This window comes from Phenylobacterium sp. SCN 70-31 (assembly GCF_001724605.1).
In the GTDB taxonomy this organism is placed as follows: domain Bacteria; phylum Pseudomonadota; class Alphaproteobacteria; order Caulobacterales; family Caulobacteraceae; genus Phenylobacterium.
Map to the genome: position 1 here is coordinate 1 of NZ_MEEX01000051.1, position 20,842 is coordinate 20,842.

A 20,842-nucleotide genomic window follows, 5' to 3' on the forward strand; every position below is an offset into this window, starting at 1 on the left:
GAAGGGCGCGGAAAGCGCAGCTTCGCCTTCCGCGTCTCTCCGCGGGCTTCCGCGGTTCTCGGCATGCAGGGGCGCCGCTTCGCGGCCTTGGGGAGCCGGGCGCCTTCCGTGTCTTCCGTGTTTTCCGTGGACCGAGTTTAAGGCGCGCCGGCGCGATCAGCTGGAGTTGGCCCAGGGGGTTCGGGGGCGGCCCTGGTCGTCCAGGGGCCAGGCCCCGCGGTCGGACGGGGGATCGGGTCGGGGTTCGGGGTGGTTCGGTTCGGGGCGGAAGACCTCGCGGGCTTCGCCCTCGATGAGGTCGTCGTCCTCGGGATCGCTCCCCTCGTCCTCGTCGCCGAGGTCCATGAGGGTGCGGGCGCGGTGGATGAGGGCGTCGAGGTCCTCGGTGAGGAAGTCGGGCCGCTCGGTCCAGTCCCAGGCCTCGGCGTGGAAGCGTTCGGCCAGGTCTTCGCGTTCGGCGGGATCGCAGCCGGCGTCGTCGGCGGCCTCGCGGACGGCCTCGGCCAGGATGTCGAAGCGGCCGGCGCGGGCCAGGCGGTCGGGGTCGGGACGGGACTCGGCTCGTTCGGCGCGCTGGCGTCTCAGGCGGTCCTTCAGGGCCAGGGTCTGGCGCAGGGAGCGGGCGAGGCCGCGGTAGGCTCTCGACAGTTCGGGGATGTCCTTGGGATCCTCTGCGGCCATCAGGGCGCCGTGGGCCTTCTCCGCGGCGGAGAGGTCCAGCGCAGCCAGCCGGTCGAGTGTGGCCAAATCGGGCGTGGCCAGCGAAACCGTGTCGATGTCGGGTCCCTCGGACATGAGGGACATCCAACCACCCCGCTACGTCAGAATCGGACGTAGGTCGGCGGCGTCATCGGACTATCCGCGTTCACGTCACCTCGAGTCGTTGTCGCCGGTTCGACGCGCGCGCCCTCGGTGCGACCACGAGCGCGTTCAAGACAGCAAGCGCATCCGCCATTCGCCCGACGCCGTTCTGCTCGTGGTCGATGAGCATCTGGTGCGACGGGCGGACGGGACGGTGCGGACCTGGGCGTGCTGAGGCGCCCTACCCCTCCAGGTTCAGCAGGGCCGGGTCGCCGCCCTGGGCGGCGATGTTGATGCTGAGCGCGCGTTCGACGGCGTAGCGGTGGAGGGCGTGGGGGCCGCCGGCCTTGGGACCCGTGCCCGAGAGGCCCTCGCCGCCGAAGGGCTGGACGCCGACCACGGCGCCGATCATCGAGCGGTTCACATAGGCGTTGCCGGCCGGGACGGTGCGGCGGACCTCTTCCGCGAAGGCCTCGATGCGGGAGTGGACGCCGAGCGTGAGACCGTAGCGCGTGGCGACCAGGGGCGCGGCGGCCTGGGCCAGGCGGGCTGGATCGTAGCGGACGACGTGCAGGATGGGGCCGAACACCTCCTTTTGCAGGAAGGCCGCGTCGGGGATCTCGGCCAGGACGGGCGGGAAGGCGTGTCCGCCCGCCGGCGCGTCGAGACGGGCCAGGACCCTGGCCTCGGTCTCCAGGCGGCGGAGGTGGGCGTCGAGCGCGGCCCTGGCCTCGGCGTCGATCACCGGGCCGACGTCGGTGCGCGGGTCGGCGGGATCGCCCACCACCAGGGCCTGCATGGCGCCGGTCAGGCCCTCGATCAGGGCGTCGGCGGTCTCGTGCGGCAGGAACAGCATGCGCAGCGCCGAGCAGCGCTGGCCGGCCGAGCCGAAGGCCGAGGCCAGCACGTCGTCGATCACCTGTTCGCGCAGGGCCGTTGTGTCGACGAACATGGCGTTGAGGCCGCCGGTCTCGGCGATGAACGGCACGATGGGGCCGTCGCGCGCGGCCAGGGCGCGGTTGATGGCCCAGGCGGTGTCGGTCCCGCCGGTGAAGGCCACGCCGTCGCAGCCGGGATGGGCGGTCAGCGCCGCGCCGACGGTCGCGCCATCCCCCGGCAGAAGATGGAGAAGGTCGGCCGGGACGCCCGCGGCGTGGAACAGCTTCACCGCCTCGGTGGCGACGATGGGCGTCTGTTCGGCGGGCTTGGCGAGGACACCATTGCCGGCGGCCAGCGCGGCGGCGACCTGGCCGGTGAAGATGGCGAGCGGGAAATTCCAGGGGCTGATGCAGACGAAGACGCCGCGGCCGCGCAACTCCAGCCGGTTGGTCTCGCCCACCGGGCCGCGCAGGGTCTCGGGGGCGCCGAACTGGCGCTCGGCGAGCAGGGCGTAGTAGCGGCAGAAGTCGGCGGCCTCGCGCACCTCGGCGACGGCGTCGGCCAGGGTCTTGCCCGCCTCGCGGACGCAGACGGCGATCAGGCGCTCGCGCGCGGCCTCCAGGGCGTCGGCCACGGCGCGCAGGATCCGGGCGCGGTCCTCGCCGCCCCGCTGGTCCCAGGCGGGCTGGGCAGCCCTGGCCGCGGCGAAGGCGGCGTCGATGTGGGCGGGCGTGGACGGCCAGGTGCGGCCGATGACGCGGCTCGTGTCAGAGGGATCGACGGCGTCCTGGGCCACGCCCTCGGTGCAGAGGCGGCCGGAGACGATGGGCGCGCCTTCCAGCGGACCCAGCCCGCCGACGGCGACGGCCAGGCTCCGGCGGACCGCGGCGACCGAGAGATCCAGTCCTTCGGAATTGCGACGGGCGGGGCCGTAGAGGTCGCGCGGCAGGGGAATGCGCGGATGCGGCCCGGCGCCGGCGGCCTCGACCGCAGCGACGGGATCGACGACGACGCGCTCGACCGGCGTCTTCTCGTCGAGCAGGGCGTGGACGAACGAGGTGTTGGCGCCGTTCTCCAGCAGGCGGCGGACGAGGTAGGGCAGCAGGTCCTCGTGGCTGCCCACGGGGGCGTAGACGCGCAGGGGAAACGCGCCGTAGCGCTCGTGCGCGGCGGCGTAGAGCGCCTCGCCCATGCCGTGCAGGCGCTGGAATTCCGGGCTCAGGCCCATCTGGCTCGCCATCAGGCGCACGGCGGCCAGCGTGTGGGCGTTGTGGGTGGCGAACTGGCCGTAGAGGTGCGGTGCGGCCGCCAGCAGGGCGCGGGCGCAGGCGAGGTAGCTCACGTCGGTGGCGGCCTTGGTGGTGAAGACCGGATAGCCGGGCAGGCCGGCTGTCTGGGCGCGCTTGATCTCGGAGTCCCAGTAGGCGCCCTTGACCAGCCGCACCATGAGGCGGCGGCCGGCGGCGCGGGCGATGCCGGCCACGGCCTCGATCACCTGGACCCCGCGCTTCTGGTAGGCCTGGACGGCCAGACCCAGGCCGCGCCAGGCGCCCAGGGCCTGGCCGTCCAGGGCGGGCTCGCGAGCCAGGCGGTCCAGAAGCTCCAGCGAGAGGACCAGCCGGTCGGCCTCCTCGGCGTCGAGCGTCAGGTTGATGTCGGCCTCGGCGGCCAGGACGGCCAGGCGGACGAGGCGGGGATAGAGGTCGCCGAAGACGCGTTCGGCCTGCCGGGCTTCGTAGCGGGGGGACAGCGCCGACAGCTTCACCGAGACGCCGTGTCCACGCTCGGGACCTTGGCCAGAGGCGTGGCGGCCGACGGCGCGGATGGCCTGGGCGTAGGCGGCCTCGTAGCGGTCGGCGTCGGCGTCGGTGCGGGCGCCTTCGCCCAGCATGTCGAACGAACAGACGAAGCCCTCGGATGTCGCCCGGCGCAGGGCCCTGTCGATGGTGGCGCCCAGGACGAACTGCTCGCCCATGATGCGCACGGCGGCCCCCACGGCGCGGCGGATGACGGGCTCGCCCAGGCGGCCGGCCAGGCGGCGGACGAAGCCCGGCAGGTCGCGGCGCGCGTCCTCGTCGGGGTCGATCAGCCGGCCGGTGAGCATCAGGCTCCAGGTCGAGGCGTTGACCAGCACCGAGTCCGACTTGCCGGCGTGGCTGGCCCAGTCGGCCGAGGCGATCTTCTCGGCGATCAGGCGGTCGCGGGTCTCCTCGTCGGGCGTGCGCAGCAGCGCTTCGGCCAGGCACATGAGCGCCAGGCCCTCGCGGGTGGAGAGGCTGAACTCCTGAAGGAAACTCTCGACCACGCCCTGGCGGCCGGCGGCCTTGCGGGCGGCTCGGACCAGGGCCTCGGCCTCGCCCTGGACGGCGTCGCGGTCGCGGCGGCCCAGGGGCGGCGTGGCCAGCAGGGCGGCGAGCGCCGCACGTTCGTCGGCGAACTTGCCGTCGTCGAGGTGATCGAAGGCCATGGGACGCTCCACGGGACGCCAGCGCCCGACTGTGCCCCATCCGGCGGACAGGACCCACCCGGCGGAAAAGAAAAGGGCCCGGCGTCGCCGCCGGGCCCAGATCTCAGTCGCAGTCAGCGATCGACTTAGAAGTTGATGTCGATCGTCGAACGGCGGTTCAGCGGTTCCTTCACGCCGTCGCCGGTGGCGACCGCGGGCATGGTCTCGCCCTTCCAGTCGACCGACAGGGCCGTCTGGTTCACGCCCGAGCTGACAAGGGCGTCAGCCACGGCCTTGGCCCGACGTTCCGACAGGCGGACGTTGTAGGCCGGCGAACCGGAGGTGTCGGTGTGGCCCACCACGACCACGCGGGTCGCGTTGCCGGCGCTGGCGTAGTTGGCCGCGTCGTTGATCACCGCCTGGGCTTCCGGCGTGATCACGTACTGATCGAACGGGAAGTAGACGATGAACTGACGCGCCTCGTAGGCCGGCGGCGGAGGCGGCGGCGGCGGAGGCGGCGGCGGGGGCGGAGGCGGCGCGTCGGCGGCGAAGATGTAGCGCAGGCCCAGCGTCACCGACTGGTCCTTGTACTTGCCGCTGAAGACGCCCGGCTGCAGCGCGCCCGAGCCGGTCGAGACGAAGTCGATGTCGCCGCCGCTCAGGTAGCGGTAGGTCAGGTCGACGCGGAGCTTGTCGGTCACGCGCCAGGCGAGACCGGCGATGCCCTGATAGGCGAAGGCCGTGTCGGAGTCGTCGATCGTCAGGTTCTGGATCGCCGGGTTGGCCGCCGTGATGGCGCCCGTCACGTTCGAGAACTGGCCGACCACGTCAACGCTGACGTGGTTGGCGCCGATGCCCGCGCCGAGGAAGGGGCTGATCGTGGAGCCGGGCATGAAGTCGTAGATGATGTTGCCCATGAACGTCCACGACGAGATGTCGCCGTCGGGCGCGCCGCAGCCGGGCGCCGCCGCCGTGCGGACCACGCCGGGCGTGCAGAGGCCGATCACCGCCTGATTGACGCCGTTGACCGAGTCGAAGTCGCCACCGCGGTAGCCGACTTCGAGTTCGACGCGCCAGTTGTCGGTCAGCTGATAGCCGACGCGGGCGAAGCCGGCCCAGTCCTTCTCCTGGTTGAAGTCCCACTCATAGGGGGAGCCGTTGGCGGCGTTGTTCGACGACGTCGCTTCCAGGGATTCCGGCCAGTGGTAGCCGAGGTCGACGGCGCCGTACCAGCCCGTCTGGGCGGAAGCGGCGCTCGCGGCGAACGCCGCGGCCATCGCGGCCCCAGCCAGCAATTTCAACTTCATATTCGAGCCCTCTCGTTGCCCTCAGGTGGTGCGGCCGTTTGACCCAGCCGCGGTTATAACAGGGACCGACGGTTGAGAAAGTGTCGCCAGGGACACACCCCTGCGCCATTTTCCACCGCCAAGCCCAAGCTTCGCCAGGAAGACATGCCGGCCTCCAGGCCCGAACCGGGGCATGGAAAGGTCGCCGAACCGCGTCGTCCCGTCATCGGGCGGCCGACTCGCGGCCAGCCGCCTGCAATCCCAACGTCACAACCTCCGCATTTCTGCAAGCCCGGCCCGGGACCGGACGTCGAGTTCTGACGTCAAACCTCATTATTGTTTGTAAAGACGCATCACCGACGCAGACGCGAATGTGGGCCGACGGTCTCCCGCTCCCAAGGTTCGCCTTGCGAGGCTCCACGCCCATGAATGCTCCCCGAATACGCCCAACACGGCACACGCCCAACCCGGCGCTTCTGCGCGACAACGGATCAAGGCGACGCTTGGTTCCGCAAAAATGCTGGCGGGGGGCGGGAAATATTTCGGCGGTCGATCAGCCTCCGCGCTCGCGCTGGAACCGGCGCACGCGGCCGCCCAGGGACTCCGGACGGTTGAGCGCCTTGCGGAACTCGTCCCGCCGCTCGTGGATCGAGGCGATCACCAGGCCCATCGGCACCCCGATCTCGACCAGCACCGCCTCGGAAAGCTGGAGGCTGGCCTCGACGGTCTCGGGCACGGCGTCGGTGGCGCCCAGGTCGTAAAGCCGCTGGGCGTGGCGCGCGTCGCGGGCGCGCGCCACGATGGTGAGGTCGGGGCGCAGGCCGCGGGCGACCGCCACCACGCCTTCGGCGGCCTCGGGATCGTCCATCGTCACCACCAGGGCCGGCGCCTCGGCGAGGCCGCATCGCATCAGGAAGTCGGCCCGCGCCGCATCGCCGAAATAGAGCCGGTCGCCCATGCGGCGACCCTGCTCGACGACCCGCGCGTCGTGATCGGCGCCGACCCAGGCGACCCCGTGACGCCGCAGCATGTCGCCCACCAACCGACCGACCCGGCCGTGGCCGACGACCAGCACCGCGCCGGCGGCGTCCGCCGGCCGGCCATCGGCGCCGCCGCCGCCGGGCTCGTCGGAGCGATCCGCGGCCTCGGGCGGCGGCTCGGCGGGCTTCACGCTCCGGCCGCTCAGCCGGAGGCCGACCTGGGCCAGGAACGGGATGCAGAACATCGACAGCGTGGCCGCGACCAGCACCGTCTGCCCCACGAGCGGCGGCACGAGCCCCTGGGTCATGGCCTGGCCCAGGATCACGAAGGCGAACTCGCCCGCGCCAGCCAGCAGCAGCGCCGCCTCGATGGCGCTGCGCGCCTTGAGCCCGAAGACCCGCGCCAGGACGAAGACCACGGCGGTGTTGAGCGCCATCAGCCCCACGGCCGCGCCCACGATGGTCCACGGCCGGTCCAGCAGCAGCGGCACGTTGAGCCCGATGCCCACCGATATGAAGAACAGGCCCAGCAGGAGGCCCTTGAACGGCTCGACCCGACTCTCGACCTCGTGCCGGAACTCGGTCTCGGCCAGCAGCAGACCGGCCACGAAGGCGCCGATGGCCATCGAGAGGCCCGCCAGCGCGCTGACCAGGCCCGACCCCACGACCACCAGCAGGCAGGCGGCGACGAACAGCTCCTCGCTCCGGGCCCGCGCCACCGACCTCAGCATGGGACGCAGGAAGAGGCGGCCCAGGACGAACAGCGCCGCCAGTCCGGCCACCGCCGGCAGCAGGGCGAGCAGCGCGGTGGGCGAGAAGGCCTCGGCCGAGCGGCGGCTCATCAGCGTCAGGGTGATCAGGATGGGCGCGACCGCGAGGTCCTGAAACAGCAGGACCGAGAAGGTCGCGCGTCCGGCCAGGGTGTGCTGGCGCTTCTGCTCGGCCAGGATCGGCATGACGATGGCGGTGGACGACAGGGCGAGCGCCGCCCCGATCGCGATGGCCGCCGGCGCGGGCAGACCCACCAGCAGGGCCGCCCCTGCCGTCACGGTCAGGCAGACCCCGACCTGGAGCGCGCCCAGGCCGAACACGTAGCGCCGCATGGCGCGCAGCCGCTCCCACGACAGCTCCAGCCCAATCATGAACAGCAGGAAGACGACACCGAGCTGGGCGAACTGGTCGAGCTGGGCCGGGTTGTCGATGGTGAGGGCCGACAGCCACTCGATCTCTCGGGAGAGGCTGCCCAGGCCGTACGGCCCCAGCAGGACGCCGGCGCCCAGGAACCCCAGGATGGGACTCAGCCGCCACCGCCGGAACAGCGGAACCACGACGCCCGCGGTCGCAAGGAACAGCACCACGTCCTTGTAGTCGGCGGGCTGGACGTGACCTTCCATCAGGTCTCCGGTGATATGGCGGCGACCACTATGGCCCACCCGCGGGCGTTGCGGAATCCCGCGATCAGGGTAAGAGAGCGCCCATCGTGAAACCGCCGAAGCCCGTCGCGATGACCGCACACGCCGAACGCCGGGCGATGCTCGCCCTGGTGCTGGCCTTCGCGTTCGTCGTGCAGATGCTGGCGCCGGCGCTGGCCACGGCCGCTCCCACGCCCGACGGCGGCGTCACGATCTGCACCACCATGGGGCTGCAGACCCTGGGCGCGGACCTGAACCCGGGCGACGCGCCCGAGGGGCCGCATCACTGTCAGCATTGCGTCTGCCCGGCGCCGCTCTCGCCCGCGGACCCCCTGATGTCCGCCACGCGGGTGGTCTATGCGACCGGCGTGGCGCCGGTGGCGGACACGCCGCGCGGCCTGCGGCCCCAGGCCCGCGCCCCGCCGCGGCCGCCCGGCCAGGGTCCTCCCGTTCCGAACGCCTGAACGATCCGCCGGCGCGCGAGCCTTCGCGCGTCCGTTTCATCACGTTTGGAATTCCGGAAAATGTCATTCATCTCCCGCGCGCCCCGCTGCGCGCTGATGCTGGGCGCGTGCGCCTGGCCGGCTCTGGCCCTGGCCGAAGCCCCGCCCCCCACCGCCGTCGACAGCGTCATCGTCACGGGCGCCCGCAACCCCGAGGACCCGCCCGTGGTGCGCGACGCCCGGAAGCGGCTGTCGGAAACACCCGGCGGCGTCTCGGTCGTCTCTCAGGAATCGTACGCCGACCGCTTCGCCCTGGCGCTGGACGACGTCCTGCGCGACGCGCCCGGCGTCTACGCGCAGAAGAAATGGGGCGGCGACATCCGCATCTCGATCCGCGGCTCGGGCATCGGCAACGCCAACCACAACCGCGGCCTGCTCATCGCCCAGGACGGCGTGCCGCTGAACGAGGCCGACGGGTACGGCGACAGCCAGATCGCCGATCCCCTCATCACCCGCTTCACCGAGGTCTATCGGGGCGGCAACGCCCTGCGCTTCGGCGGCGCCCTGTTGGGCGGGGCGATCAACATGGCGACGCCGACCGGCCGCAACGCGGGCTTCGACACCCGCCTGCGGATCGACGGCGGGAGCTTCGGGATGCACCGCGAGCATGTGGCCGCGGCCCGCACCTTCGGCGACTGGGACATGTTCGTGGCGGCCACCAACCAGCGGGGCCAGGGCTGGCGGTCGCAGAGCCAGCAGAACATCCAGTTCGGCTCGCTGAACATCGGCCGCAGCTTCGGCGAGGACCGCGAGGTGCGGCTCATCGTCAACGGCTCGAACATCAACCAGGAGATCCCCGGCGCCCTGACCCGGACGCAGTTCGACACCGATCCCCGGCAGGTCGCCACCGGCAACTACGCCAACGACCAGAGCCGCAACTCGCGCGGGGTTCGCACCTCGCTGCGGACGAGCTGGCGGCTGAACGACCAGGCCGTGTTCGAGGGCGCCGTCTATGGGGTGTGGAAGGACCTGGACCATCCGATCTTCCAGGTGCTGGATCAGGAGAGCCGCAACTTCGGCGCCTTCGGGCGGCTGGACTGGGATGGCGACCTGGGCGGACTCCGGGCCGACGCCTACCTGGGCGCCTGGCTGCGCCGGGGCGATCTGGACTCGAACTTCTACGTCAACATCCGCGGCGCGCGGGGCGCGCAGACCTCGAAGACCCGGCAGAACGCCCAGGCCACAGACCTGTTCGCCGAAGGCCGGGTGTTCGTCACCGACCGGCTGGCGCTGGTCGCGGGCGGGACATGGGGAACCGCGAAGCGGGACTACCAGCAGTACGCCCTGCCTGGCGTCGGCACGACGTTCGACCTGACCGCCTCGAAGACCTACGACTGGATCGCGCCGCGGATCGGCGTGCTCTGGGAAGAGGCGGACGGCGTGCAGGCGTTCGCCAACCTGACCCGGTCGGTCGAGCCGCCCAACCACGGGTCGCTTTCGCCCACGGGCGCCGGGTTCGCCCCGGTGCGGGCGCAGTCCGCGTGGACGGCCGAGATCGGGACGCGGGGCCGCCGCGGGCCGGTGACCTGGGACGTGACGCTCTATCGGGCGTGGCTGGAGCGCGAGCTGCTTCAGTTCACCGTAGGGCCGAACATCCCGGCGTCGACCTTCAACGCCGACGACACGATCCACCAGGGCGTGGAAGCGGCGGTGGACTGGGAGATCCGCCGCGGCCTGCGGCTGCGCCAGACCTGGACCTGGTCGGACTTCCGGTTCCGCAACGACGCCCAGTACGGCGACAACCGGCTGCCGATCGTGCCGCAGCATCTGTACCGCGCCGAACTGCGCTACCGGCATCCCGCGGGCTGGTTCGTCGCCCCCTCGCTGGAGTGGTCGGCGTCGGACATCTGGGTCGACTACCGGAACACCGCCAAGGCGCCGTCCTACGCCGTGTGGAACCTGTCGGCCGGCTACACCGTGAACGACCGCATCAGCCTGTTCCTCGACGCGCGCAACCTGGGCGACAAGGCCTACATCTCGAACGTCCAGGCGCAGATCGCGGCCACCGCGGCGAGCGCCGCCTACTGGCCCGGCGACGGCCGCTCGGTCTTCGGGGGGATCACCTTCAGCTTCTGACCCGACCATCCCGACCCCCGGGGCGACGCGCGCGTGTCGCCCCCAACCGGAGGCCCCATGATCCTCAATCGAAACACCCTTTTCACCGGCGTCGCCGCGAGCCTGGCGCTCTGCGGCGCGGCCTCGGGCCATGTGGCGATCCAGCCCGAGAGCGCCGTGGCCGGAAGCTATCAGGTCCTGCGGTTCGCCGTGGGCCACGGCTGCGGGCCGGCGGCGACGACGGCGTTGCGAATCGACATCCCGGCCGGCGTGTCGACCGCGCGTCCCCAGCCGAAGCCCGGCTGGACGGTGGAGTCCGTTCCGCGCGCAGACGGCGGCGCGCCCGCCGCGATCGTCTGGCGGGGCGGCCCGCTTCCGACGGACCAGTTCGACGAGTTCCTGATGCTCGTCCGGACACCCTCCGGAGCGACGTCACTGACGTTCCCGGCGATACAGACCTGCGGCGCGTCCGAGACGCGCTGGGACCAGCCCATTCCGGCGACCGGACCGCGACCGCCCCGACCGGCCGCCGTGCTCCGGCTCACGCCGCCGACCGCCTCGCCTTCACAGACGAGCCCCGAACACCGACATTAGGAGCCGACATGCGACACATCCTCATCCTCATGGCCGGCCTCGCGGTCGCCACCGCCCCACTCCAGGCCCCGGCCGCCGCCCAGGTCGCGAAGCCGACCTTGAACTCCGCCGCGCCGCGCGCCGAGCAGGCCTGGAGCCGGCCCGCCGCCCAGGGCGGCGCGGGGGCCGGCTTCATGCGGCTGGTCAATGCCACCGCCCGGCCCGACGCCCTGGTCGGCGCCGAAACGGGGATCGCGCGCGAGACCCAGATCCACCGCACCACCGTCACCGATGGCGTCGCCTCCATGCAGCGCCAGGCCGCGGCCAGCGTGCCCGCGGGCGGCCAGCTCGTGTTCGCGCCCGGCGGCTACCACCTGATGTTCATGGGCCTGAAACGGCCGCTGAAGGCCGGGGAGCGGTTTCCGGTGACGCTGGTGTTCTCGAGCGGGGCGCGGGTGAAGGCGGAGTTCGTGGTGGCCGTCGCGCCGCCCGCCGCCGCCGGCCACGACCACCACGCCCACTGAGGCGCGAGCCGGCTTCAGGCCGACACGACAATTTTGACATCTTTGTCGAAAAGATCGGCGAACGGATGCGCCGGAAAAAGAAACGGCCCGCAGCGGGGGATAATCGCTGCGGGCCGCCTTGAGCAGTCGCTCTGAATGAGCGGGCGTTTCCTCCCCGAAACGCCGGAGACTTCAGGACTAGGCGCCTTCATGTCTCTCGCCACATGACAGAACGGCAATTTTCTGCCCGAGTCAACGGGCGAAAACCCCACCAAAGGCACGTCCCGATCAGAAATTCGCGATCCGGTGGAAATTTTACGCCGTTTTTTGTCTGTTACGTCAATTTATTCTCGCGCTCAGCGTGTCGAATGCCGGACAACGCACGTCAAAGACGAATTCCGGGCGCGATACGGTCACCGGACCGAGTCCGGCTGCGGTCAAGGTGATTCCCGCGTCCGACACCTGAGTCGAATCCACCAGCAGGCCGTTCGGCCGGCGCGAGGCGCCGGCCGCCACCAGGGCGTCGACAGCCGCCGACTCCGCCGCATCGCCCCGCCCCGGCCACGACAGCGTGGCGCTGCGCAGGGCCGCGGCGCGGGCCTCCACGATCCGCAGCAGGCGCTCGGCCGACGCCAGAGCCCCGGCGCTCCAGTCGGCCCGCAGCGAGGCGGCGAGCTGGGCCTGGCTCTTGAGCATCACGCCGTCGGACAGCACCTTCAGCCCGTTGGCCTGGAGGGTCGCGCCGGTGGTGGTGATGTCGACCACGATCTCGGCCGAGCCGGCGGCCGGCGCGCCCTCGGTGGCGCCGCCGGACTCCACGATGCGGTAGTCGGCCACGCCATGCCGGGCGAAGAAGCCGCGGGTCTGGACGAGGTACTTCGTCGCCACGCGCATGCGCCGGCCGGTGCGGGCCAGGATGTCGTGCGCCACCTCCTCGAGGTCGGACATGGACTCGACGTCGAGCCAACTCTTCGGCACGGCGGTGACGAGATCGGCGCGGCCGAAGCCCAGGGCGCGCAGCAGGAGGACGCGGGCGTCGATATCCTCGCCCCGCTCGCGCAGCAGGTCCTCGCCGGTGACGCCCAGGTGGACCTCGCCGGCGTCGAGGGCGTCGGCGATGTCGGCGGCGGACAGCAGGCGCACCTGGGCGCCGGGAAGCCCGCGCAGGGCCGCGAGATAACCGCGCGCGCCGCCCGTGACCTCGAGCTTCAGGCCGCCGTCGGCCAGCCAGCCCTCGACCTGCTCCTTGAGGCGGCCCTTCGAGGGGACCGCGATGACCAGCCCGCTCATGCCGCCGCTCCTTCGCCGCCGCGCCAGGCGCGCCACGGCCGCACCATGCAGCCCACCGCCCGTCCGGCGTCGTCGGGGCCGCCCAGGCGCGCCAGCAGCCCGTCGTAGCGCCCGCCCACGGCCACGGGCCGCTCCGGTCCCACCGCGTCGCTGCGCACCTCGAAGGTCAGGCCGTCGTAGTACTCGAACGCGTGGCCCAGGGCCGGGGTGAAGCGGATGCGGTCGGCCGGCGCGGCGCGGGTCAGATCGTTCAGCCGCTGTTCCCACCCGGCGAGGGCGGCCTTGAGCGCCGCGTCCCGGGGTCCGGCCAGCGCACGCATGCGGGCGAAGGCGTAAGGCGGGGCGTCATCGATGGCCATGAAGGCGCGCACGGCCTCGGCCTGGACGTCGGACAGTGCGGGCGCCTGGGCGGCCTCGGCCTTGCGGACCAGCCGGGCGGCGATCTCGGCCGGGCCGCGACCGCCGACCGGCTCGACGCCGGCCAGGCTCCACACCTCCTCCAGCAGGGCGCCCGCCTGGGCCTCGGACAGACCCGCCAGAAGCCCGGCGAGCGCGCCACCCTCGGCCGGCCGTTCGCCGTTGCGGGACAGTTCGGACCAGAGCAGGCGCGGGCGTCCCGCCACGCGTTTCAGGCGCGCGGCCAGGGCGGCGGGCAGGTCCAGGCTGTCGACGAAGGCGCCGAACAGGGCCACGTCGCCCAGCCAGAGCGAGAGGTCGTCGCGGCCGCCCGCAGACGCCGCCTGCCAGGCCAGGCCGGCGATCTCGGCGTCGGCCGTCTCGACGGCCCCGCCGCCGGGCGAGAACATCTCCAGCCCTACCTGGACGAACTCCTCGGGCCGGTCTGCGCCGGACGCCGCGCGGAAGGCCGCGCCCTCGTACCAGTAGGCGCCCGCCGCATGGCCGCCCTCGATGTGCCGGCGGGCGATGGCGACGGTGAAGTCCGGGCGCAGGCAGCTTTCGGCCCCGCCCTCGGCCTGGACCACGAACAGGCGCGCGCGCATGGCCTCGCCGGCCAGGTCGAGCAGCAGGTTGAGGGGCTGGAGCAGAGGCGCGTCGGCGCGGGCGGCGCCCGAGCCTTCCAGCGGCGCCCGGATGGCGGCCAGCACCTCGACGGGAACGGGGGGTTCGAGGCGCATCAGCCGGCGTCCAGGATGCGGCGGAGGGCCGGGATCAGCTCGGCGCGCGGGATCGTCTGTTGGCCGGGGCGCTCGGCGCGCCAGGCGGCGTTGTCGCTGACCTTCGAGGCCAGGGCGCGGCCCAGGTCCAGGTCCTTCACCGTCACCGTGCCGGCGGCCAGCTCGTCGTCGCCGACGATGATGGCGGCGGGCGAGAGGCGGCGGTCGGCGTATTTCATCTGGGCCTTCATGCCCGAGCCGCCCAGGTAGACCTCGGCGGGGACGCCCGCGGCGCGGATCTCCCTGGCCAGGGCGAAGTATTCGGCCATGCGCGCCTGCGAGAAGGCGATCACCACGACGGGACCGCGAACGGCGGCGGCCAGTTCCCGGCCGGCGGCCCGGAGCGCCGCGGCCAGGCGCGAGACGCCGAACGAGAAGCCGGTGGCGGGCGTCCGCTCGCCGGTGAAGCGCGCCACCAGGTCGTCGTAGCGCCCGCCGCCGCCGATGGAGCCGAAGCGCATCGGCTGGCCCTTGTCGTCGGCGGTGGAGAGCAGCAGCTCGGCCTCGAAGACGGCGCCGGTGTAGTACTCCAGGCCGCGCACCACCGAGGGGTCGAAGGCCGCCCGGTCGGGGCCGACGCCCAGGCCGGTCAGCGCCGCGTCGATGGCGGCCAGCTCGGCCAGCCCCTCGTCGCCCTCGGCCGAGCCGCCGATCACGTCGGCCAAGCGGGACAGGGTGTCGGACCGGCCGCCGACGCCGGCCCGGGTGAAGGCCAGCACGCGCTCGGCGCCCGAGGCGTCGAGGCCCGCGCCCTTGGTGAAGTCGCCGCTCTCGTCCTTGCGCCCCTCGCCCAGCAGCAGGCGGACGCCGTCGGGACCCAGGCGGTCCAGCTTGTCGACCGCGCGCAGGACGGCGAGCTTCTGGGCGTCTCCGCTCACGCCGATGGCGCTCATGAGGCCGTTCAGGAGCTTGCGGTTGTTGATCTTGACCACCGCCGAGCCGGCGGGGAGGCCGGCGGCCTCAAGGCCCTCGACGGCCATGGCCACGATCTCGGCGTCGGCCTCGGGGCGGGCCGAGCCCACGGTGTCGGCGTCGCACTGGACGAATTCACGGAAGCGGCCGGGGCCGGGCTTCTCGTTGCGCCAGACCGGGCCGTAGGCGTAGCGGCGGAAGGGCTTGGGCAGGGTCTCCCAGTTCTGGGCGGCGAAACGGGCCAGCGGCGCGGTCAGGTCGTAGCGCAGCGCCATCCACTGGTCGTCGTCGTCGGTGAGCGCGAAGACGCCCTCGTTCGGCCGGTCGGCGTCGGGCAGGAACTTGCCCAGGGCGTCGGCGTACTCGAACGCGCCGGTCTCCAGCGGCTCGAAGCCCCAGCTCTCATAGACCTTGGAGACCGCCGACAGGATGGCGCGCTCGGCGGCCACGTCGCGGCCGCGGCGGTCGATGAATCCACGGGGTGTTCTGGCTTCGGGGCGCTCGCTCATGGCGGGGCGCTTATCGGCTGGCGGGGCGCCGCTCAAGCCGGGGATCGCAGCAGGGTCGTCTTTCATCGGTCGTCTCTCGCAGCAGGAGGGCGACGGACGAGGCTTTCAAGGTCGAGGCCCCGTCCGCTTCGGCGGGGCTTCGGAAGGGGTCGCGTCAGGCCGCGCGCACCCGCTCCGGACCCGCCAGGGTCGGATGGTGGTGGTGGCCGTGATGGTGCGCGATCCGCGTCATGACGGCGGCGCTATAGAACCGGGACGCCCCGGAGTCACGGTCGAAGTCACGGTCGAACTTCCGCCAGGAGACCTCGGGCGCATCAGGCGAGGTACTGGTCGGCGACCCAGGCGGTGACTTCGGCGCCGTCGGACAGGCGGCCCGTCACCTGCGCCCAGGGGCCGGGGGAGTCGTAGATCACCTCGACCTGGGTTCCCTGCGTGAAGACGCCCAGCACGTCGAAGTCGAGGCCGGCGCCGCCGCGGGCGTTGAGGCGGCTGGCGGTCACGCGGCGGGTGATCGGCGCGCGGTCGCCGCGCCCCGCCGCCAGGGCGACGAAACGGCCCATCGGGAAGGCGGGACCGGGATCGGTCTTGCGGCCGGGCGCGATGTCGTCGTGGCCGACGATCTCGGTGATCGAGGGATAGGCCGCCAGGATCAGCCGCGTCACCCGCACCACCGCCTGGAGCTGGGTCTCGTCGTAGGTCTCCCACAGCGACCGCGACGTCTCGTTCTTGTGGGTCAGCTCGGCGGCCTTGCCGGGATCGACCACGGCATTCGTCCAGCTCCGCACCAGCCCATCGGCGGTGCGCGTCAGCCGGCCCCAGTTGTCGATCTCGACGCCGATGGAGAAATCGTTGCAGTTGGACCGGCCGCGCCAGACAGAGCGGCCGGCGTGCCAGGCCTTCACGTTGAAGGGCACGACCTGGAGGACGCCGCCGTCGCGGCCGACGACCACATGCGCCGACGCCTTGGCCTCGGGGCGCAGGAAATAGTCCGCGACGCCCTTGGGACCCGCTCCGCCGCCAGCGGTGAAGTGCATGACCAGCAGGGTCGGCCTGACCAGGGCGCCGCCGACGTTGGGCGAGGGCTTGTACCAGCCCGGTTTCAGCCTGTGATCGACGATCTGCATGGCGCCCTCCTCCACGGCCGGTCGCCGGCGACGCTACCCGAATAACGGGTGATGTCCAAAAATCTCTATCGCAAGGTGAAGCTTGGCCGCTTGGCGGCGGCTTGCGCGCGGGGGCCGGCGCGGATAGGCGGGGGCGATGGCCTCCGACCTGACACCCGGCGCGAGATCCGGCCTGCAAGCCGCCTATGACGAACGGGTCCGATCGGGCGAGATCCGGCCCGATCCGGCCCAGGCGGCGGCCCTGGCCCCCCTGATCCGACTGGAGGCCGACCTGGCGGCCGCACGGCCCGGCGGCGGCCTTCGGAAGCTGTTCCACAAGCCCGAGAGCCAGCGGGGCGTCTACCTCATCGGCCCGGTGGGGCGCGGCAAGACCATGCTGATGGACCTGTTCTTCGAGACGGTCCCGGTGGCGGCCAAGCGGCGCACCCACTTCCACGTCTTCATGGGCGAGGTCCACCGCCTGATCGACGCCTGGCGCAAGGGCGACGCGGCGGCCCGCAAGGCCCGCTTCGGCCAGCACAAGGGCGACGATCCCATCGCGCCGGTGGCCGACGTGGTGGCGGGCGAGGCCCAGCTTCTCTGCTTCGACGAGTTCCAGGTCACCGACATCGCCGACGCCATGATCCTGGGCCGGTTGTTCGAGGCGCTGTTCGCGCGCGGCGTGACCCTGGTGACCACCTCGAACCGGCTGCCGGACGACCTCTACCGCAACGGCATCAACCGCCAGCTCTTCCTGCCGTTCATCGACCTCCTGAAGCGCCGGGTGGAGGTGGTGAGCATCGCCGGGCCGCACGACTATCGCCTGGATCGCCTGCGCGCGGCCGGCACTTGGTTCTCGCCCGCCGATCCCGACAACCGGCGGTCGTTCGACAGTCTCTGGCGCGAGATGCTGGGGCCCGAGGAGGAGACCGGCGAGACGGTCGAGGTCCTGGGCCGCAAGGTGCATTTTCCGCATGCGGCGGGCGGGCTGCTGCGGGCCAGCTTCGCCAGCCTGTGCTCCGTGGCCCTGGGGCCGAACGACTACATCGCCGTGGCGCAGCGGTTCCATACGGTGTTCCTGGAGGGCCTGCCCAAGCTCACCGCCAACCGGCGGGAGGAGGCGCGGCGCCTCGTGATCCTGGTCGACGCGCTCTACGAGGCGAAGACACGCCTGATCGTCCTGGCCGAGGCCGAGCCCGTGAAGCTGTATCCCGAGGGCGACGGCGCGTTCGAGTTCGAGCGCACGGCCTCGCGACTGCAGGAGATGCGCTCGGCCGACTGGCTGGAGGACCGGTAGCGGAGGCGGTCCCGAACGTCCTCAGCCCGAAGGAGGTCCGCCCTGAAGCAGGGCGGACCAATCCTGGCCGGCGTAAAAGATCCGTAGAATCCGCACCTCATCGGAGACGACGGCGAAGGCGAGCGTAATCCGCCGCCGAAAGCCGGTGATCCTCAGCCCGGGACGGAGATCGTCCCGGCGCGCCCCACGCTCGGCAGCGACATCAAAGCCTTCGATCCAGTCCTGAGTTTGCTCGACGAACCGTAGCGCGATGTCTGGCGACGCCCTTGCCGCAATCAGGTCGTAGAGCGCGGCGAGATCGGCCTCGGCTTCCGGAGCATAGACGATCCGGCGCCGCTTCACCGCCCCTCCACGCGGGCACGCCTGTGATGAACCCTCAGGGCCTCGCGCACATCACGGGGCGAACGCCCACGGTCGGGATCGTCGTCCAGCGCATCATAGGCGGGCGCCACCTCCTCGCGGAGCCAACGCTCGATCGCTTCCTCACGCTCACGGAGAGCGCGCAGACCTGCGCGCACCACCTCGCTGGCCGACGCATAGCGGCCCGCCGCGACTTGATCGTCGATGTACGCGGACTGTTCCTCGGGCAGGCTGATGGTTCGTTTCGCGACGACGGACATCTCTGGACTCCATGACGAGGCGGTATGACCTTATCATACCCCGTTCGCCCGCCGGAGCGCCAAGTCATCCCCGCAGCGCGTCCGCCAGCGCGCGGGCGTAGGGGCGCAGGCCGTCCAGGGAGCGGACCACGATGTTCAGGTCGCGCCGCGCCCAGTCGTCGGCCAGCTCGATGACGTCCAGGGCCATGGTGCGGGCGGCGCGGTAGGCGGTGGTGGCCGGCGCCACGCCGACGCCCACGCCGGCCTCCACGAGGCGGCAGACCGCATCGAAGCTGCGGAGCTGGACGCGGGCGCGGAAGGGCGCGCCCGCGCGCGCCGCCTTGGCCACCAGGAACCGCTGGAGCGAGCTGGAGCGTTCCAGGCCCACGAGGTCGTAGGCCAGGACCTCGGCGAAGCTCACCCGCGTGCGCCCGGCCAGCGGGTGCCCCCGTCCGGCCACCACCACGAAGCGGTCCGAGCGGAAGGGGAAGGTCTCGAGCGCGCCGACCTCCACCGTGCCGGCCACGATGCCGATGTCGCCGACGCCTTCGGCGATAAGGCCCACGATCTCGTCCGACAGCTTTTCTTCCAGGTCGACGCTGACGTGAGGATGGGCGGCCAGGAACGACGACAGCGCCTCGGGCAGGAATTCGGTGAGCGCGTTGGTGTTGGCCAGCAGCCGCACCTCGCCCGACAGGCCGCCGGCGAAGGCCGACAGGTCCTCGCGCATCCGCGCCGCCTGGCCCAGGATCGTGCGGGCGTGCATCAGGAGGGTGCGGCCGGCGGGCGTCAGCGTCACGCCCTGCCGCGACCGGGTCAGCAGAGACGCCCCCAGCGCGGCCTCCATGTTGCGGATCCGGGTGGAGGCCGCGGCGAGCGCCAGCGCGCTCTTCTCGGCGCCCGCCGTGATCGAGCCGGCGTCGGCCACGTCGGAGAACAGCCGCAGGTCGGTGAGATCGAAGCGCATCCTTCGCCTTTCGCGAAGGAAACCTACCGTGATCGCGCATTGCCTCCAAGCGGGGCGCGAGAGAGACTTCGGACGACGCGAACGTAAAGGCGGCCACCCAGACTTCGGATATTGCGAAGCATTCGCAACTGGAGGCGCCTCACGTTCCATCAAAAGGCGCGGCGGGGGCGGAACGCCCGGGCCGTTCGTTGACACCGTTCGCCCGGCGCCTAAAACCCGCGGGGCCGAAGGCTTTTGGGGAGGCCGGCTCTAGCCATGTCCACCGTTCCACGCGGTCCCGCCGACCGTCCGATGTCGCCGCACCTCCAGATCTGGCGATGGCACATCACCATGGCCACCTCGATCCTGCATCGGGCCAGCATCTTCGCCCTGTACCTGGGCCTGCTGCTGCTCGCCGGCTGGCTGGTGGCGCTGGCCGCCGGCCCCGACGCCTCGGCGACCTACGAGGCGGTGGTCGGGTCGCCCCTGGGCCTGCTGGTGCTGTTCGGCATCACCGTGATGGTGTTCTTCAACCTGGCCTACAACGTCCGCCAGGCCTTCTGGGACCTGGGTCACGGTTTCCAGATCAAGACCGCCGAGGCGACCGCCTGGGCCGCCATCGCCTTCGGGATCGCCGCCGCGATCGCGTTCTGGGCCGGCCTCGTCATGCTGGGGGCCCTGTGATGGCCGATCAACGCTTCCGCACGCCCCGCTCGGTCGCCGCCGGCCTGGGCTCGGCCCACCACGGCGTCCACCACTTCCTGGTCGAACGCGTCTCGGCGCTGGCGCTGGTTCCGCTGGTCATCTGGGGCGGATTCGCCGCCGCGGGCCTGATCGGCGCCGGACACGCCGCGGCCGTCGAGTGGATCGCCCACCCCATCAACAGCGTGCTGCTGGGCGCGCTGCTGATCTGCGGCCTGATCCACGCCAAGAACGCCATGCAGGTGGTCATTGAGGACTACATCCACCGCTTCGTCACCAAGGCGGCCCTGCTGTTGCTCAATCTCACGGTCTGCATTCTCGCGGGCGCCCTGGGCGTCTTCGCGATCCTCAAGGCCGCCTTGACCGGAGGCTTCTGATGTCGACCTACCAGTTCATCGATCACAAGTTCGACGTCGTCGTCGTCGGCGCCGGCGGCTCGGGCCTGCGCGCGGCGCTGGGCTGCGCCCAGGCGGGCCTGAAGACGGCCTGCATCACCAAGGTCTTCCCCACCCGCTCGCACACGGTCGCGGCGCAGGGCGGCATCTCGGCGTCGCTGGGCAACATGGGCGAGGACGACTGGCGCTGGCACATGTACGACACCGTCAAGGGGTCGGACTGGCTGGGCGACCAGGACGCCATCGAATACCTGTGCCGCAACGCCCCGGCCGCCGTCTACGAGCTGGAGCACTGGGGCGTGCCGTTCAGCCGGACGCCCGACGGCAAGATCTACCAGCGCGCCTTCGGCGGCATGACCAAGAACTACGGCGAGGCCCCGATCCAGCGCACCTGCGCGGCGGCCGACCGCACCGGCCACGCCATGCTGCACACCATGTACGGCCAGAGCCTGGCGCACGACACCGAGTTCTTCATC

General features: G+C 71.9%; 19 protein-coding genes. 8 read left to right on the forward strand and 11 right to left on the reverse strand.

Features of this window, described 5'->3' with window-relative positions; genetic code table 11:
* Positions 1-156: 156 nt before the first annotated feature.
* The 4 genes from ABS78_RS23075 to ABS78_RS23090 all read right to left on the reverse strand — a co-directional run bounded on the left by ABS78_RS23075 (position 157) and on the right by ABS78_RS23090 (position 7,786).
* A complete protein-coding gene (locus ABS78_RS23075) occupies positions 157-795 on the reverse strand; it encodes a hypothetical protein (RefSeq protein ID WP_293385327.1) in 639 nt (212 codons plus the stop codon).
* A 247-nt stretch (positions 796-1,042) separates the two neighbouring features.
* Positions 1,043-4,147, reverse strand: coding sequence for a bifunctional proline dehydrogenase/L-glutamate gamma-semialdehyde dehydrogenase PutA (putA, locus tag ABS78_RS23080; protein ID WP_293385329.1), 3,105 nt, complete (start codon positions 4,145-4,147; stop codon positions 1,043-1,045).
* 125 nt (positions 4,148-4,272) lie between these two features.
* Positions 4,273-5,433, reverse strand: coding sequence for an outer membrane beta-barrel protein (locus ABS78_RS23085; protein ID WP_293385331.1), 1,161 nt, complete (start codon positions 5,431-5,433; stop codon positions 4,273-4,275).
* A 532-nt stretch (positions 5,434-5,965) separates the two neighbouring features.
* The gene (locus ABS78_RS23090; RefSeq protein WP_293385333.1) at positions 5,966-7,786 is read right to left on the reverse strand and encodes a cation:proton antiporter; all 1,821 of its coding nucleotides are present in this window, start codon (positions 7,784-7,786) and stop codon (positions 5,966-5,968) included.
* A gap of 86 nt (positions 7,787-7,872) precedes the next feature.
* On the opposite strand from ABS78_RS23090, the gene ABS78_RS23095 reads away from it, so the two are divergent.
* The 4 genes from ABS78_RS23095 (at position 7,873) to ABS78_RS23110 (ending at position 11,459) form a co-directional block, all read left to right on the forward strand.
* Positions 7,873-8,268 carry a DUF2946 family protein gene (locus tag ABS78_RS23095; protein ID WP_293385335.1) on the forward strand — a complete coding sequence of 132 codons (396 nt, stop codon included), beginning with the start codon at positions 7,873-7,875 and terminating at the stop codon, positions 8,266-8,268.
* A 96-nt stretch (positions 8,269-8,364) separates the two neighbouring features.
* The gene (locus tag ABS78_RS23100) at positions 8,365-10,383 is read left to right on the forward strand and encodes a TonB-dependent receptor (protein ID WP_293385377.1); all 2,019 of its coding nucleotides are present in this window, start codon (positions 8,365-8,367) and stop codon (positions 10,381-10,383) included.
* A gap of 57 nt (positions 10,384-10,440) precedes the next feature.
* The gene (locus ABS78_RS23105) at positions 10,441-10,956 is read left to right on the forward strand and encodes a YcnI family protein (protein ID WP_293385338.1); all 516 of its coding nucleotides are present in this window, start codon (positions 10,441-10,443) and stop codon (positions 10,954-10,956) included.
* Positions 10,957-10,964: 8 nt separating this feature from the next.
* A complete protein-coding gene (locus tag ABS78_RS23110; RefSeq protein ID WP_293385341.1) occupies positions 10,965-11,459 on the forward strand; it encodes a copper chaperone PCu(A)C in 495 nt (164 codons plus the stop codon).
* Between the two features lie 318 nt (positions 11,460-11,777).
* Here the strand turns inward: ABS78_RS23110 and hisG are convergent, their stop codons facing one another.
* The 4 genes from hisG to ABS78_RS23130 form a co-directional block, all read right to left on the reverse strand.
* Complete coding sequence (hisG, locus tag ABS78_RS23115) at positions 11,778-12,728, reverse strand: ATP phosphoribosyltransferase (protein WP_293385344.1); 951 nt, start codon at positions 12,726-12,728, stop codon at positions 11,778-11,780.
* Entirely contained in the window at positions 12,725-13,864 is a 1,140-nt protein-coding gene (locus ABS78_RS23120; protein ID WP_293385347.1) for an ATP phosphoribosyltransferase regulatory subunit, read from the reverse strand. Before ABS78_RS23120 ends, hisG begins: the two co-directional genes overlap by 4 nt.
* Entirely contained in the window at positions 13,864-15,324 is a 1,461-nt protein-coding gene (gene hisS, locus ABS78_RS23125) for a histidine--tRNA ligase (RefSeq protein ID WP_293385350.1), read from the reverse strand. Before hisS ends, ABS78_RS23120 begins: the two co-directional genes overlap by 1 nt.
* A gap of 314 nt (positions 15,325-15,638) precedes the next feature.
* Complete coding sequence (locus ABS78_RS23130) at positions 15,639-16,448, reverse strand: N-acetylmuramoyl-L-alanine amidase (protein WP_293385353.1); 810 nt, start codon at positions 16,446-16,448, stop codon at positions 15,639-15,641.
* Between the two features lie 136 nt (positions 16,449-16,584).
* On the opposite strand from ABS78_RS23130, the gene zapE reads away from it, so the two are divergent.
* Positions 16,585-17,724 carry a cell division protein ZapE gene (gene zapE / locus ABS78_RS23135; protein ID WP_293385356.1) on the forward strand — a complete coding sequence of 380 codons (1,140 nt, stop codon included), beginning with the start codon at positions 16,585-16,587 and terminating at the stop codon, positions 17,722-17,724.
* Positions 17,725-17,745: 21 nt separating this feature from the next.
* Here the strand turns inward: zapE and ABS78_RS23140 are convergent, their stop codons facing one another.
* The 3 genes from ABS78_RS23140 to ABS78_RS23150 form a co-directional block, all read right to left on the reverse strand.
* The gene (locus ABS78_RS23140; RefSeq protein WP_293385359.1) at positions 17,746-18,066 is read right to left on the reverse strand and encodes a type II toxin-antitoxin system RelE/ParE family toxin; all 321 of its coding nucleotides are present in this window, start codon (positions 18,064-18,066) and stop codon (positions 17,746-17,748) included.
* Complete coding sequence (locus ABS78_RS23145; RefSeq protein WP_293385362.1) at positions 18,063-18,344, reverse strand: type II toxin-antitoxin system ParD family antitoxin; 282 nt, start codon at positions 18,342-18,344, stop codon at positions 18,063-18,065. The genes ABS78_RS23140 and ABS78_RS23145 overlap by 4 nt, the downstream gene beginning before the upstream one ends.
* A 64-nt stretch (positions 18,345-18,408) precedes the next feature.
* Entirely contained in the window at positions 18,409-19,290 is an 882-nt protein-coding gene (locus tag ABS78_RS23150) for a LysR substrate-binding domain-containing protein (protein ID WP_293385365.1), read from the reverse strand.
* A 255-nt stretch (positions 19,291-19,545) separates the two neighbouring features.
* On the opposite strand from ABS78_RS23150, the gene sdhC reads away from it, so the two are divergent.
* The 3 genes from sdhC to ABS78_RS23165 all read left to right on the forward strand — a co-directional run.
* Positions 19,546-19,953, forward strand: coding sequence for a succinate dehydrogenase, cytochrome b556 subunit (sdhC, locus tag ABS78_RS23155; protein WP_293385368.1), 408 nt, complete (start codon positions 19,546-19,548; stop codon positions 19,951-19,953).
* Positions 19,953-20,348, forward strand: coding sequence for a succinate dehydrogenase, hydrophobic membrane anchor protein (gene sdhD / locus ABS78_RS23160; protein WP_293385371.1), 396 nt, complete (start codon positions 19,953-19,955; stop codon positions 20,346-20,348). Before sdhC ends, sdhD begins: the two co-directional genes overlap by 1 nt.
* The coding region (locus ABS78_RS23165; protein WP_293385374.1) for an FAD-binding protein at positions 20,348-20,842 on the forward strand (495 nt) is incomplete at its 3' end. The genes sdhD and ABS78_RS23165, both read left to right, overlap by 1 nt.

Bases quoted from the DNA above. Each gene is read 5' to 3' on its own strand.
- ABS78_RS23090 (WP_293385333.1), bottom strand. From the start codon at position 7,786: ATGGAAGGTCACGTCCAGCCCGCCGACTACAAGGACGTGGTGCTGTTC.
- ABS78_RS23085 (WP_293385331.1), bottom strand. From the start codon at position 5,433: ATGAAGTTGAAATTGCTGGCTGGGGCCGCGATGGCCGCGGCGTTCGCC.
- ABS78_RS23120 (WP_293385347.1), bottom strand. From the start codon at position 13,864: ATGCGCCTCGAACCCCCCGTTCCCGTCGAGGTGCTGGCCGCCATCCGG.
- putA (WP_293385329.1), bottom strand. From the start codon at position 4,147: ATGGCCTTCGATCACCTCGACGACGGCAAGTTCGCCGACGAACGTGCG.
- ABS78_RS23130 (WP_293385353.1), bottom strand. From the start codon at position 16,448: ATGCAGATCGTCGATCACAGGCTGAAACCGGGCTGGTACAAGCCCTCG.
- sdhD (WP_293385371.1), top strand. From the start codon at position 19,953: ATGGCCGATCAACGCTTCCGCACGCCCCGCTCGGTCGCCGCCGGCCTG.
- sdhC (WP_293385368.1), top strand. From the start codon at position 19,546: ATGTCCACCGTTCCACGCGGTCCCGCCGACCGTCCGATGTCGCCGCAC.
- ABS78_RS23150 (WP_293385365.1), bottom strand. From the start codon at position 19,290: ATGCGCTTCGATCTCACCGACCTGCGGCTGTTCTCCGACGTGGCCGAC.
- zapE (WP_293385356.1), top strand. From the start codon at position 16,585: ATGGCCTCCGACCTGACACCCGGCGCGAGATCCGGCCTGCAAGCCGCC.
- hisG (WP_293385344.1), bottom strand. From the start codon at position 12,728: ATGAGCGGGCTGGTCATCGCGGTCCCCTCGAAGGGCCGCCTCAAGGAG.
- ABS78_RS23145 (WP_293385362.1), bottom strand. From the start codon at position 18,344: ATGTCCGTCGTCGCGAAACGAACCATCAGCCTGCCCGAGGAACAGTCC.
- ABS78_RS23110 (WP_293385341.1), top strand. From the start codon at position 10,965: ATGCGACACATCCTCATCCTCATGGCCGGCCTCGCGGTCGCCACCGCC.
- hisS (WP_293385350.1), bottom strand. From the start codon at position 15,324: ATGAGCGAGCGCCCCGAAGCCAGAACACCCCGTGGATTCATCGACCGC.
- ABS78_RS23100 (WP_293385377.1), top strand. From the start codon at position 8,365: ATGCTGGGCGCGTGCGCCTGGCCGGCTCTGGCCCTGGCCGAAGCCCCG.
- ABS78_RS23105 (WP_293385338.1), top strand. From the start codon at position 10,441: ATGATCCTCAATCGAAACACCCTTTTCACCGGCGTCGCCGCGAGCCTG.
- ABS78_RS23075 (WP_293385327.1), bottom strand. From the start codon at position 795: ATGTCCGAGGGACCCGACATCGACACGGTTTCGCTGGCCACGCCCGAT.